Source organism: Microcoleus sp. B4-D4, assembly GCF_036705185.1.
Lineage (GTDB): Bacteria > Cyanobacteriota > Cyanobacteriia > Cyanobacteriales > Microcoleaceae > Microcoleus.
Genome location: NZ_JAUBTX010000008.1, coordinates 63,539 through 77,717 on the forward strand (window position 1 = coordinate 63,539; position 14,179 = coordinate 77,717).

The window sequence follows — 14,179 nt, forward strand, 5'->3', positions numbered from 1 at the left end:
TGGCGCAGCCCAACTATTGCAGAAACCGGGTTTTGGAGGCAACAAGCGGGCGATCGAGCAATTTCTGCAAACACCCGGTTTCTGCATAATTTCCCATGCTGTCAGCCTTCGGGCATAAATTTGCCCCCAGCCCAAAAATTAGGTTTGGAATTATACACTAAAATAGTCAATAATAAACATTAAGATATATAAATTCTTGGGAGCACAGAAATATGAAAATTTTGGTATTAGCCTGGGAATTTCCTCCCAGAATAGTAGGTGGCATCGCTCGCCACGTATCGGAACTGTATCCAGAATTGGTGAAGCTAGGCCACTCGATTCACCTAATTACTGTAGAGTTCGGACACGCGCCGATGTATGAAGTGGTAGAAGGAATACAGGTGCATCGGGTGGTAGTGGGACAGGCCACGGACTTTTTTCACTGGGTGGCCAACCTCAACCAAAGCATGGGCCACCTTGGTGGCAAACTGATACTAGAAGAAGGCTCCTTCGATCTGATTCACGCTCACGACTGGTTAGTGGGAGATGCGGCGATCGCCCTCAAGCATACCTTTAAAATCCCGCTAATTGCCACCATCCACGCCACCGAATACGGGCGCTTCAACGGCATCCACAACGATGGACAGCGCTACATTCACAACAAGGAAAACGACCTCGCTTACAACGCTTGGCGGGTAATTGTTTGCAGCGACTATATGCGGCGGGAAGCCGAACGGGTACTAGCAACTCCGTGGAACAAAATAGAGGTAATTTACAACGGAATTAGAGCCGAAAAAAAACCCAGGCTGCACGAATTTGCCGCGATGAACTTCCGCCGTCAATTTGCAGCAGACGATGAAAAAATTGTTTATTATGTAGGAAGAATTAGCTATGAGAAAGGTATTTCTGTATTTTTGAATGCTGCACCTAAAGTAATTTGGGAAATGGGGGGAAAAGCTAAAATTGTAATTATTGGCGGCGGCAATACAGACTATCTAAAACATCAGGCTTGGCATTTAGGAATTTGGCATAAGTGTTATTTTACCGGCTTCATGTTTGAGGAACATCTCGACAAATTCCAGACGGTGGCTGACTGCGCGGTTTTTCCCAGTCTTTACGAACCTTTTGGGATTGTAGCGTTAGAAAGTTTTGCAGCCAGGGTGCCGGTGGTAGTTTCCGATACGGGGGGCTTACCGGAAGTTGTGCAGCATACTAAAACTGGCGTTGTCACTCAAGCAAATAATCGGGATTCTTTGGCTTGGGGAATTTTGGAAGTGCTGAAAAATCCTGGTTACGGGCGGTGGTTGGTTGACAATGCTTATGAGGATTTGGAACGCCGGTTTAGTTGGCCGAAGTTGGCGATGGAAACCGAGTGGGTTTATCAGCGGGTGATAGAGGAAAGGGCAGAGGTTAATTGGTAAGAATGTTGACTGTTGATTGTTGACTGTTGGCTGTTGACTGTTAAGTTAAGAGGGCGGGCACGGGGGCACCGCCCCTACTGACTGCTGACTGTTAACTGTTTGCGGTTGACTGTGAGTAGAATATTAACTTTTTTAGTTGCAAATATTAAGAAATTGCAACACAATGATAGATACACTTGACCTCAGCTTGAGCGCACTCAGAAAATTTAAAGGGAATTCGCATCTTGAATATTTTTAGGGACATCGAGCCCCAACGCAAACGCGGCTTGCTGACTTTGTTTGCCGCAGGCTTGTTATTTTGGTCGAGTTTGGCTTCGCTGCTGCCAACTTTGCCGTTGTACGTTCAATCTGTAGGCGGTACAAAACAGCAAATTGGCTTTGTGATAGGTGCATTTGCGATCGGGCTTTTGCTGTCGAGGCCGCAGTTGGGAAAAATAGCCGACAGCAGGGGGCGAAAACAAGTTTTGCTGCTAGGGGTGTCAGTGGCTGCCGTTGCCCCCATAACCTACCTGTTCGCTAAATCTATCCCTTTACTGTTATGTATCAGGGCTTTTCACGGCATTAGCATCGCCGCTTTTACCACAGCTTACAGCGCTTTGGTGACAGATTTGTCGCCCCCAGGAAAGCGGGGCGAATTAATCGGTTATATGAGTTTGGTAACTCCTATCGGTTTGGCCTTTGGCCCGGCGATTGGCGGCTTTGTGCAAGCTGGGCTCGGCTATCCTTTTTTGTTTGCGATGTCGGCGGCTTTAGCTACAATTGGTGTATTTCTCACTACCAAAATTGCCGAACCTAATTTTGCTGAGTTAACAAAATCCGATTCGCTATTTGAGGAAAAAAACCGCCAAAAATACTGGCAAATGTTGTGGAATCCCAGGGTGCGGATTCCGGCTTTGGTGTTATTGTTGGTTGGTTTGGTCTTCGGAACTTTGAGCACTTTCATGCCTTTGTTTATCCAAGAAACTAAGGTTAATTTGAATCCGGGATTATTTTATTCTACGGCGGCTGTGGCTAGTTTCGGTCTGCGGTTGTTGACGGGGCGGGCTTCGGACAAATACGGGCGCGGTTTGTTTATTTCTGCCGGCTTGATATGTTATTCCGTGTCGATGTTATTGTTGTATTTTGCTAACAACAGCAATGCTTTTTTGCTGGCAGCTTTGTTTGAAGGTGCGGCGGGCGGTACTGTTTTGCCGATGATGGTGACGCTGATGTCGGACAGGTGCGAACCTCAAGAAAGGGGCCGATTGTTTTCGCTTTGTATTGGCGGGTTTGATTTGGGAATTGCGCTGGCTGGCCCGATTTTAGGCTTTGCTGCTGAACAAGTCGGCTACAGAAATATGTTTGGTTTGGCGGCTGCTGTCAGTGTGTTAGCTTTCTTGATTTTTGTTACTTTGTCTAGCAAGAGTTTGTCTCATTCGCTGCAATTTGCGATCGGTAGAGGCAAAGATGTTTATGCTTTGGTATCAATTCCGGTTGCACCGGAATGATAGCAACTCAGGACACGGCAATGCCGTTTCCCTACCGCAAAATAATGGATAGTGAGGAGGACACGGCAATGCCGTTTCCCTACCGCAATTAATTGTAGGGACACGGCATTGCCGTGTCCCTACGAGTTTCCCTACGAGGATTTATCGATTTAAAATGGGCTTGGAGGGATTCGAACCCCCGACCTCATGGTTCGTAGCCATGCACTCTATCCAACTAAGCTACAAGCCCCTGTTGCTTGGAGAGTTGAAATTTTAGATTTAATCTAAAATTGAACAATCTCTGTTCCGCACAGAATCTAACAGTAACACCATTCTCAAAATAATGCAAGACCTTTCTCAAAATATTTCTAAATTGCCCGATCGCCCGCAGCTAACTCACCTCGACAACAGCGGGGAAGCCCAAATGGTGGATGTTTCGGCGAAAGTGGCAACTGTGCGGCAAGCTGTGGCCGCGGGGCGGGTGCGGATGTCGGCGGAGACCTTTGCTGCGATTGAAGCGGGGAATGCGCCGAAAGGGGATGTGTTGGGCACTGCGAGGCTGGCTGGGATTATGGCGGCCAAGCAGACGGCTAATTTGATTCCTTTGTGTCACCCTCTGCCCTTGAGTAGCGTGAAGGTGCAGGTGATACCGGATGCTGGGTTGCCGGGGTATCAAATTCGGGCGACGGTGAAGATCAAGGCGGAAACTGGGGTGGAAATGGAGGCGCTGACGGCGGTTTCGGTGGCGGCGCTGACTTTGTACGATATGGCGAAGGCTTTGGAAAAGTCGATCGCCATTGAATCGATTCGACTGGTAAGCAAAAGCGGTGGCAAATCGGGGGATTATCAAAATTTAGAGGAATAAATTTCCTGTCTTGAGAGGGATGCAGAATTCAAAAAGCTGCGCTTAAGATTAAAATAGGCACAGAACTACTAATATCATGTGAAAAACTATGCCTCCTCGTTGGCCCCGCAAACCCGATCGCAACGATCCAGAGTACCGCCGCTTAGATGACCGGATGAATTTTGCCATCCACGTCGGTCTTTTTTCTGCTACAAATTCTGGTTTGTGGTTTGTTCAAAATTTGCAAAAGGCTGATTGGCCTTGGGCAGTTTCGGTAACGGGTGTATGGGCTCTAGTAGTTTTGGCCCACGCGATTTTCATTTTTGCGATCGCCGATTATTCGCCCCTCACCAAAGATTCTGGCTGAAGGCAGTTGTCGGCGATTGGTTAACTTTTTTTGACGGATCACCAATAACGTTCTGCTTTTTATATGGCTAATACTACTCAGGCGATCGAATCCTTAGCAGCCGAAATCGGCGAAAATGTCTACATTGACATTGCCAAATGGCATTTGTATCTCAATGATGCCCACCTGCATACCGTTGTTGCCCAACAACTTTATTCAATGCTGGAAGATGGCAATTTAGATGCTGACAGAGTTGGACAAGTTTTGCAAGGAATTCCAGTCAAGTTGGGCGGCGGCAAGCGGGAAGTGCCGCTGGCAGATTTGATTCCGATGCAGTGTCAAGTTCAGTTGATGGATGTGCTTGAGGAATTTCAGCGGAAGATGTGATCTCAATTGTTGATTTGGATTTAAGTGCGATCGCCCTTTGTGGATTTAATGGGCGATCGCACTTTTCTTAATTTCCTAAACCAGCATGAAGTTAGCCACTGTAACTGCATCCGCCTTTACTCCGACCATAACACCTAACTGCTCCCCTGTCAAGAGGTTTTTGATGATTGTACCTTGAGTATTTTGAGTTATTTCCAACTGTCCAAAACTCAAACCTCCGCTCAATCCAATCAAATCTTGACCGGCAGTAAAATCAGCAATAATGTCAAATCCTTGACCTGCATTTAAGACAAAGATATCATTGCCGCTACCGCCAATCAAACTGTCACTTCCCATGCCTCCGTCAATGAAATCGTCGCCTTTTCCACCAGTAAGAGTATCGTTATCTGCACCTCCAAAAAGAGTATCATTTCCCGCACAGCCTCCCAGAATATCTGCTCCTGTGTCACCGTTGATTAAATCGTTACCTTCACCGCCGCAAATGCTATCATCTCCATCCTGTCCGAACAGATTGTCATCACCTTGACTGCCAAGCATGATGTCATTACCTTTGCCTCCATATAAGGTGTCATTATCCTTGCCGCCGTCGATGAAATCATCATCTTTGTTGCCATAAATGATGTCATTACCTTCGCGACCGTGTAACAAGTCATTGCCTTTGCCTCCATACACTAAATCGTCACCAGACTCGCCAAGGATGATGTCGTTACCTTCGCCTCCATAGAGGGTATCTTCATCTTTTCCTCCGGCGATGAAGTCATTGCCTCGATCGCCAAGGATGATGTCGTTACCGGCACCGCCGTATAAGTTGTCATCCCCGGATTGACCCTCGAAGATATTTTCCGCCTCGCTACCTAGTAATTCATCGTTTTGGTCGGTGCCTATTTGCAGGCCGGATGTGCCGAGGATGGTATTTCCAACAGAGTTTGGTCGGTTTAAGTTGGGATAGGTAATTTGGTCGCAGATGCAATCATCGTCTGAGAGGTTATTAGTTGTTGGCGTGGGAGTTGCTGTTTCCGATGGTGTTGGTGTTTCGGAGGCTGTTTCCGATGTTGTCGGTGTTTCCGAGGCTGTTTCCGATGGTGTCCGGGTTGTCGAGGGTATCGGTATCGGGGTTCCCGATGTTGAGGTTAATGATGGGGTCGAAGTGGTCGATGTTTCGGTGTCGGGTGTAGTAGTGATGTCGGTGTCGATGTCCTCAGAGTTAGGTTCAAAAGGAACGAGCAGATCTTCAGGATCGATCGTCTCGAAGGTGGGGCGAACGGTGGGGTCATTCACCTGCACCTGCGCTATCTTCTTCTGGATCGCTTCCTTGGTGTTGTCGGCGAGGAACTGCTCGATAGTCTTGGTTCCCGCTGCCAATTCCGGCAGTCCGACTGCGATTTGACCAACTGATACTGCCTGCAATTTGGTAATTTCCGTAGCGATGTCACTTAATGGGCGACCGCTAGCGGCGAGTTCCTTGACGAGCTGATTGCCCAGTGCCATTATTTGTGCAGCAGCCGAGGCGACGCTGGCTAGCTGCTGTGTGTTGAGATTGCTGTCTTGCGTGGCAGCAGCGGCGATCGCGGACTGTATAATCGCCTGAATTGTCTCTAGTTTGCTCAAGTCAACAGGAGTACCGGCTTTGAGCGTATCGGCGATCGCCCCTGCTGCCGCATTTCCGAGTTTAGCGACCGGTGTTGCCGAAGCCCCTTGAATAAATTTCGCTGTCTGGACGATCGTGTTTTGCACCATGATCATCGAGGCAAACACTGCCACACCCTTCGCGTCCCCATTGGCGATCGCTTCCAGGGGGTCGTAGCTGCCCAAATCAACATCAGCCGGCAGCCCCAGCGCCAATTTCACTTGAGTTTCAGCAGTTTCAGGGTCAATGCCTTGCTGGGCTAACTCAGCAATGACCGTCGTTAAAGGTGTCACCACCTCAGATTCTGGAGTAGAAGACAACTGTGTGTCTAGGGGCAAATAGGTCGAGATATCTATCCCGTCGCCCATGACAATTTTGCCTTCGGTATAGTCGAGCTTGCCATCTTTATTGTTGTCGAACTTTTCTAGTTCTACTGTGAGGTCGAAGCTGCCATCAGGGTTGGTAAAGGCGAAGGGCTCGTTATCATCTTGCACGCCATTGAAGTTGCCATCGAAGAAGACTTTTCCGCCAGTGATGTAACCGTCAATGGCACGACTCTTGCGCGTCGAACCACTTCCCAATCGGAAGTTAGCCAGTTCCATCTCACCCAGGCGCTTCTCGTAAGCTGTTTTCCAGCTAAAGGGTCTGTAATACTCAGCCTTAAAATCAAGGGCGGCTTTCACGTCACCATTAACTTCAAACAGGCTCAGTGGGTTGCTGATGCGGGAAATAATTTCGGAGGCATGAATCTTGCCATCACCGGTTCCTGCAAAATCCTTTATTGCCTGTTGAACGTCGATTGTTAAGAAGCCTGTAGTTGCTGGTTTCTGGAACCATAACCCTCCTGCCGAGTCTGCAACCTTATTAATTTCATCATTCAGATTTCCAGCATTAGGGTTAAAGTTATCTGCTGCCGATGGGTTGAGCTTTAAACTCCTCAATCTGTCACGCAGCCGCTGCCGTACAGACTCTATTTTATCTGAAGGAACAACCCCTTCGCCCACATCAAGCAAGTCTAACTTAGCATTCGCCTCAATTCCGCCCGTAAGATAAGCTTTTGCCACTCCAATGCTAACCCCGCCCCCAGCCTTAATACTAGCTTTGAGCTTGAGTTCATTAACATCCTGCCCCGTACCATCCGCATTTTGGCGATCGCTCACGTAGAAGCCATCGAAAACTTTATAGGCATCTGAGGCCTTAAAGCCAGATTGTTTCCATTGAGAAAGTCCAGAGGTATCAAAGCCGAAACCAAAGTTAGCTTTAGCTTCAAAGTCTCCCTGTAACTTGCCGTTGACACCTACATTTACAACAGGAATGGAGTAGATAGGAAACTCTTTATCAATCTTGAAGTTAAAGTCTAGGTTCGGCACTTTATAGGCGAACAGGCTGACATCTGGTTTACCCATCAGCAAGTCGATGGCAGCTTGAGGATCGCTCAAGATAGGAAAACTCAGCCCAGGCATCTTTTGAAAGAGCGTCAGCAACTCTTGAGTCTTGCCCTTGGACTTCGATTTAGCTTGGTCAGTAGGAGATGCCGCTGTTTTGGTTTTAGTTGTCTTAGCAGTTTTGGTATCAGCCGTGGGATTGGTGGCATCAAAATCTATCGCGTAGTCACCTAAATCTATAGCAATGTTCCCCTCTTGAGAGGAAAGACTCTGGAGCAAATCACTTGCTTGACCGATATACTGAAGGCCATCTAGGAATCGAGTATCGATATTTCGACCTGTGATACTGGCACCCGCTTCGATCAGCGTCACCTTGCCATCGCGGTTTTGGTCGAAGAAATTCCTGATAGCACTGAATTCTGACAGCGGTTTAATATCGCTGTTCAGTGCATTGATGATAGGACGAGCCGGGTTAACAACATCATTGACTTTGGTAATGACAGGTTTAGCAAAACCCGTGATAAAGCTCCCCAAGTCGAGCTGCATATTCTTGAACTCAACATTGGGTTTTTGCGGCCCGCTCCCTTTCCCGTCCTTATACGACAGCGGCGAAAAACCAGCATTTAGGTCGAAGTTGAACGAGGGAATCGCCGCACTACCATTAATGCTGGTTTTTGCACTCAGACCGAGGTTGGCTTTAGTGTCTAAACTCGTACCAGTCAAGTCCGAGAGTTTATAGTTTCCCTTGCTGAGTTCAGTGAAGGTCAGTCGCCCGTCATTTATCCCTCCTTGGGCAGGGGTTAAATCTTTCAGGGATACCTTAAAGTCACCCGTAATCTTAGTGGGGTTAGCGCTCTTGTTCGCTAGATCCACTTGCAAGAAACCTAGATTGGCCTTGCCCGTAAAATTATTGGCTAACCCGACTTCAGCGTTGAGGGCAAGCTTTGTATTCGTAGTATCGAAGAAGATCCCATCCTGATTCAGACCCAATCCCAAGGAAAAGTCGTACTTGAATTTGGCGTTGGCATCACCCTGAGTATTCAATCCCAGCGCTGGCAGTCCCAAATTACCATTCAGTCCCAGGGTCTTTGCGTACTCTTTGCTGAGGTTCACCAGAACTTTGGCTTCTCCGTTTGCCCCAACTGAGCCTGTAATTGTCAGGTTGGGGAAGTCTTTGCCAAGGGAAGTCTTGATAGTGTCTTGAAACTTCAGCCCATCCAAACTAGGTGCTGCTTTCAGACCAGCGATCAAGCTGGTCTTAATACTGTTTAGAAAATCAGGAGCAATACCCTTGAGTTTATCGCCCACCACCGGTATTTGCGAAGCCAGATTGTTGGTTAGAGAATCTTGCAGCTTGTTCAAGCCAATATCAATAGCGGTGGTATCTGGAGGCGCTTTGGAAGTAGGCGGTGTGGTATCAGCGGCGACAGCAGTGGTGAAATTCCAAGCAGTTGCACCTGTAGTACCGGCATAATTATTACCAGCTAAATCTTTAATTGCACCGCTGGCAATTTCAACGTAGTAACCAGTACCGGGCGCTAAATCTGCTGTGGGATTAACTGTGACGCTACTACCGCTAACGGTGACATTGGTGGAGGTAACGTTGATAGTTTCAACAACTGAGTTGTCTGAGACTTTCTTGATGACAATATTGCCAGTGCCTTTTTGGACGGCTTCATTCAAGTTGACTACTAAATTAGCAGCAACTGCAACACTGGTGGCGTTATCTGCTGGGGTGAAAGTGGCGGCTGTAGGCGGTGTGGTTTCTAAAACACCTGTGGCTCCTAAAACACCTGTTGCTCCTAAAACTCCCAGATAATTATCAGCGGTGGTACCGCTTGTTTTACTGACGGTAATGCTTTGCAGCGTTTTGGCTGGGTTGGGATTGAACCCGAACCCGAATAGGGCGACATCGTTGGCATCATGATAACTTGTTCCAGTTGTATCAAAGCTCCTATCCCTTCCGTCGATCAGATAGTAACTGGAAAATGATTCAGTGGTAATTTCGTTAAACCAGTCGGGAACTGTGGCTGTGGCTGTCCCAGTAGTGCCATCGCTATAGTTAAATGTCACCTGCATCCCAGCGTCGCCATTTGAACTGGTGGCAAACAGGTGGATTTCTGAATACTGGTTGGGCGTAACAGCAAAGGTAAAGGGTGTGCCGTTAGTTGTAAGAACTTTGGCGTTGTTGCCGTTATTGCTGTTGTTGTAGCCTAGCTGAACGTCGGGATGGTACGCATTCGTGGCGAAAAAGCCGTTGTCGGGTAAACCGTTCCCATTAGCACCGGCTTTAGATGTGGCAAAGGACTGAGTTATTAGGGTCCCCCCCGATGAATCCAGTCCGCTCTGTGTGGTGTCTGTAACTCCCCCGGTGCGGTTGATAATGACATCGCGATCGAATACTGATGTGAGGTCAAATTGAACGGATGGGGCTGTAGGCGGTGTGGTATTAGTGGCAGCCGCAGTGTTGAAATTCCAAGCAGTTGCACCTGTAGTGCCGGCATAATTATTACCAGCAATATCTTTAATTGCACCGGCCGCAATTTCAACGTAGTAACCAGTACCGGGCGCTAAATCTGCTGTGGGATTAACTGTGACTGTACTACCAGTAACAGTGACATTTGCCGCTGTGACATTGATAGTTTCTACAACTGAGTTGTCGGAAACTTTCTTGATGACAATATTGCCAGTGCCTTTTTGGACAGCTTCACTCAAGGTGACAACTAAATTAGCAGCAACTGCAACACTGGTGGCGTTATCTGCGGGGGTGAAAGTAGCTGTCGGCGGTGTGGTATCAGCGGCGGCAGCAGTGGTGAAATTCCAAGCAGTTGCACCTGTAGTACCGGCATAATTATTACCAGCTAAATCTTTAATCGCACCGGCAGCAATTTCAACGTAGTAACCAGTACCGGGCGCTAAATCTGCTGTGGGATTAACTGTGACTGTACTACCAGTAACAGTGACATTTGCCGCTGTGACATTGATAGTTTCTACAACTGAGTTGTCGGAAACTTTCTTGATGACAATATTGCCAGTGCCTTTTTGGACAGCTTCACTCAAGGTGACAACTAAATTAGCAGCAACTGCAACACTGGTGGCGTTATCTGCGGGGGTGAAAGTAGCTGTCGGCGGTGTGGTATCAGCGGCGGCAGCAGTGGTGAAATTCCAGGCAGTTGCACCTGTAGTGCCGACATAATTATTACCTGCTAAGTCTTTAATCGCACCGGCAGCAATTTCAACGTAGTAATCAGTACCTTGCGCTAAATCTGCCGTGGGATTAACTGTGACTGTACTACCGCTAACCGTGACATTTGTGGAAGTAACATCAATGGTTTCCACCACTGAGTTATCCGAGACTTTCTTGATGACAATGTTGCCTGTACCTTTAACAACGGCTTCACTGAAAGAAACCACCAAGTTGGCACCGACGGCGACAGCAGTAGCGTTGTCTGCGGGGGTGAAAGTGGCTGTGGGGGCTGTACCATCAAGGCCGTTACCTTGAATGGTAAAGGTATAAGTAGATTCGTCGAGATCGTTGCTGGAAATATTAATTCGTGCGGTGCGAGTGCCGATAGCCGAAGGTTGGAAAGTAATTTCAAATGGGGTAGCTTGACTGGCACTAATAGTGTTGGCTGGTAATGTCTTGACGGTAAAATCACTGGCATTTGCCCCTGTAATGGTGACTACAGGCGTACCCGATAACGTCAAATTACTAGAACCAAAATTTTCAATGCTAAAGGTGCGAACTAGCGGGCTACCAACTGGGGTATCAGCAAAAGCAGTGCCATCAATTGTCGTGGGTGTAATATCTTGATTGGCGATGGAAGTACCATTGCCTTTGAGATCAATTTCCGGCGGGTTAATGAAGAAAGCTAAATCATTAGAGGCATTGGCATTGCCGTAGTTGAAGATATAGTTCCCACCCCCATAAGGGTTGGTATTCGAGAAAGAGAATGTACCTGTTCCCTCAAAAATCACGGAGTAGGTTTGCCCACTGGTAGCCGAATAAGGAGTGTCTAATTTAACTGTTTTCCAACCCATGCCCGATGCGAGTGATATGCTCTGTTGATAGGTAGGAGTACCTTTGTTCCCGCCAGCACCGCTGCCATTACTGCTGTTGTAAATCAATAAATTGCCAGTAAAAGCACCTCCGGTATAAACCGCAATCTCGCTAATTGTTCCATTCTCAGAAGCTGTGAAGCTCTGTCCCTGATGATTGGTATTAGCACTACCGTTTTGGGTTAATTGCGGGATGGGAGGAATCGGCAGCGTGGAAGCGGTGAGGGTTGTGAAGTTCCAACTGGTTGGCCCTGTAATCCCGGCATAATTGTTACCAGCCGAGTCTTTAATCGCCCCGCTAGCAATTTCTACATAGTATTCGGTACTTGGTGCGAGGTCAGCGGTAGGATTAATGGTGACAGTAGAACCACTGACGGTGACATTTGCTGAGGTGACATCAATGGTTTCTACAACTGAGTTGTCGGAGACTTTCTTGATAACAATATTGCCAGTGCCTTTTTGTACGGCTTCACTCAATGTGACGACTAAATCAGCAGCAACTGCAATATTCGTGGCATTATCGGCGGGGGTGAAAGTAGCTGTCGGCGGTGTGGTGTCAGCGGCGACAGCAGTGGTGAAATTCCAAGCAGTTGCACCTGTAGTACCGGCATAATTATTACCAGCTAAGTCTTTAATTGCACCGGCGGCAATTTCAACGTAGTAATCAGTACCGGGCGCTAAATCTGCCGTGGGATTAACTGTGACGGTACTGCCGCTGAGGGTGACATTTGCTGAGGTGACATCAATGGTTTCTACAACTGAGTTGTCGGAGACTTTCTTGATGACAATATTGCCAGTGCCTTTTTGTACGGCTTCACTCAATGTGACGACTAAATCAGCAGCAACTGCAATATTCGTGGCATTATCGGCGGGGGTGAAAGTAGCTGTCGGCGGTGTGGTGTCAGCGGCGACAGCAGTGGTGAAATTCCAAGCAGTTGCACCTGTAGTACCGGCATAATTATTACCAGCTAAGTCTTTAATCGCACCGGCAGCAATTTCAACGTAGTAATCTGTACCATCAACTAAGTCGAGAGTTGGATTAATGGTGACGCTACTACCGCTGACGGTGACATTGGCTGAGGTGACATCAATGGTTTCCACCACTGAGTTATCGGAGGATTTCTTGATAACAATGTTGCCAGTGCCTTTTTGTACTGCTTCACTCAAGGTGATGTCTAAATTAGCAGTAACGGCAATATTAGTGGCGTTGTCGGCGGGTGTGAAAGTGCTGGCTGTTGGCGGTGTGGTTTCTAAAAGACCTGTGGCTCCGAAAACTCCCAGATAATTATCAACGGTGGTACCGCTTGTTTTACTGACGGTAATGCTCTGCAGCGTTTTGGCTGGGTTGGGATTAAACATGAACCCGAATATGGCGGGATCGTTGACATCGGTATAAGCTGTTCCAGTTGTATCAGTGTTCCGATCCATTCCGTCGATCAGATAGTAACTGGACGATGTTTCGGTAATTTCGTTAAACCAGTCGGGAACTGTGGCTGTGGCTGTCCCAGTAGTGCCATCGCTATAGTTAAATGTCACCTGCATCGCAGCGTCGCCATTTGTACTGGTGGCGAACAGGTGGATTTCTGAATACTGGTTGGGCGTAACTGTGAAGGTAAAGGGTGTGCCGTTAGTTGTGAGGACTTTGGCGTTGTTGCCGTTATTGGTGTTGTTGTAGCCTAGCTGAACGTCGGGATGGTAGGCATTCGTGGCGAAAAAGCCGTTGTCGGGTAAACCATTGCCACTAGCACCGCCTGCGAAGGTTGCAAAGGACTGAGTGATTAAGGTATCTATGTTAGCCCCTCCTGCGTAACCCAATGGATCTTGTGTGGTGTCTGTGACTGCTCCCGTGTAGTTGATAATGACATCGCGATCGAATACTGATGTGAGATCGAATTGAACGGGTGAGGCTAAAACACCGGCATAGGTTGCCATTGCTTCGCTGGACAAGGCAAGGGAGGCTTCGATATTACCCGTTGTTTTTTCCAATTCCCAGTCGCCACCTAATGCTGCATTCCCCGTCTTATCGGTAGATGCTGCCACATCTGCCCCTGTGATTTCACTGAGGCGCTTTACGAAGTTTTCTCCAACTTCTCCGGCTGCTACGTCGCAGCCATAAAGTAGGATATCCCCATTTGCTGTCAGGGCATTTCCCCACTGTTTTAGCCGATCGCTGAAAGTTTCTAGGTTATTCTCATTGAGTACGTCAGCACCGAGTTTTAAACTGCCTTCGCTGCCGTGAGAAACTATATGAACTGCTTCAATATCTTTTTTATCGGCCAAGGCGTTAGTAATTTGGTCGATCGCGCTGAAATTTTCATTTAAAATCACAATTTGAGCGGGATCGATGCCTTGGATCAGGCTTTGATAATCTTGTACAGAAGAGTCTACGAAAATAATTTGCTTGTTCATAGTTGATAAGTTCATAGTTGCTGAAATCCTTTATATCTATTGTTTACATTCAAGTCTGGCCGGGGTTGAAACCCCCGCTTCAAAGCTTCAGTCCTCGCTATGAGGAATGAAAAATTTATTAGTCCTATTGCTTCAAATTAGCGCCAGTTTTTGTTCATGGGAAATGAACACGGAACACTGATTGTCTTCGCTCACGGCTGATAGCATTCGCTCAGCTAAACCCCCAACAGGGGAAGTCATACCGCTGTGAAACCGG

Annotated in this window: 6 protein-coding genes and 1 tRNA gene; 5 read left to right on the top strand and 2 right to left on the bottom strand. The window is 47.6% G+C overall.

Annotation, left to right across the window (positions count from 1 at the left end):
- The first annotated feature begins 212 nt into the window (after window positions 1-212).
- On the top strand, window positions 213-1,400 hold the full coding sequence (locus QUB13_RS09645) for a glycosyltransferase family 4 protein (RefSeq protein ID WP_333380299.1): 1,188 nt from the start codon (window positions 213-215) through the stop codon (window positions 1,398-1,400).
- Between the two features lie 224 nt (window positions 1,401-1,624).
- Entirely contained in the window at window positions 1,625-2,887 is a 1,263-nt protein-coding gene (locus QUB13_RS09650) for an MFS transporter (protein WP_333380300.1), read from the top strand.
- A gap of 155 nt (window positions 2,888-3,042) precedes the next feature.
- On the opposite strand, the gene QUB13_RS09655 is transcribed toward QUB13_RS09650, so the two are convergent.
- Window positions 3,043-3,116 (bottom strand) — tRNA-Arg (locus tag QUB13_RS09655).
- A gap of 93 nt (window positions 3,117-3,209) precedes the next feature.
- Between QUB13_RS09655 and moaC the strand changes: the two genes are divergently transcribed.
- From moaC to QUB13_RS09670, 3 genes are all read left to right on the top strand, one after another.
- Complete coding sequence (moaC, locus tag QUB13_RS09660) at window positions 3,210-3,731, top strand: cyclic pyranopterin monophosphate synthase MoaC (RefSeq protein ID WP_333380301.1); 522 nt, start codon at window positions 3,210-3,212, stop codon at window positions 3,729-3,731.
- Between the two features lie 88 nt (window positions 3,732-3,819).
- Window positions 3,820-4,077: a 2TM domain-containing protein gene (locus tag QUB13_RS09665; RefSeq protein ID WP_333115571.1), complete on the top strand. Its 258-nt coding sequence runs from the start codon at window positions 3,820-3,822 to the stop codon at window positions 4,075-4,077.
- A gap of 63 nt (window positions 4,078-4,140) precedes the next feature.
- On the top strand, window positions 4,141-4,443 hold the full coding sequence (locus QUB13_RS09670; RefSeq protein WP_333380302.1) for a DUF3181 family protein: 303 nt from the start codon (window positions 4,141-4,143) through the stop codon (window positions 4,441-4,443).
- A gap of 75 nt (window positions 4,444-4,518) precedes the next feature.
- Here the strand turns inward: QUB13_RS09670 and QUB13_RS09675 are convergent, their stop codons facing one another.
- On the bottom strand, window positions 4,519-13,938 hold the full coding sequence (locus QUB13_RS09675) for an Ig-like domain-containing protein (RefSeq protein WP_333380303.1): 9,420 nt from the start codon (window positions 13,936-13,938) through the stop codon (window positions 4,519-4,521).
- Between the last annotated feature and the right edge of the window lie 241 nt (window positions 13,939-14,179).

Bases quoted from the DNA above. Each gene is read 5' to 3' on its own strand.
- QUB13_RS09670 (WP_333380302.1), top strand. From the start codon at position 4,141: ATGGCTAATACTACTCAGGCGATCGAATCCTTAGCAGCCGAAATCGGC.
- QUB13_RS09675 (WP_333380303.1), bottom strand. From the start codon at position 13,938: ATGAACTTATCAACTATGAACAAGCAAATTATTTTCGTAGACTCTTCT.
- QUB13_RS09665 (WP_333115571.1), top strand. From the start codon at position 3,820: ATGCCTCCTCGTTGGCCCCGCAAACCCGATCGCAACGATCCAGAGTAC.
- moaC (WP_333380301.1), top strand. From the start codon at position 3,210: ATGCAAGACCTTTCTCAAAATATTTCTAAATTGCCCGATCGCCCGCAG.
- QUB13_RS09645 (WP_333380299.1), top strand. From the start codon at position 213: ATGAAAATTTTGGTATTAGCCTGGGAATTTCCTCCCAGAATAGTAGGT.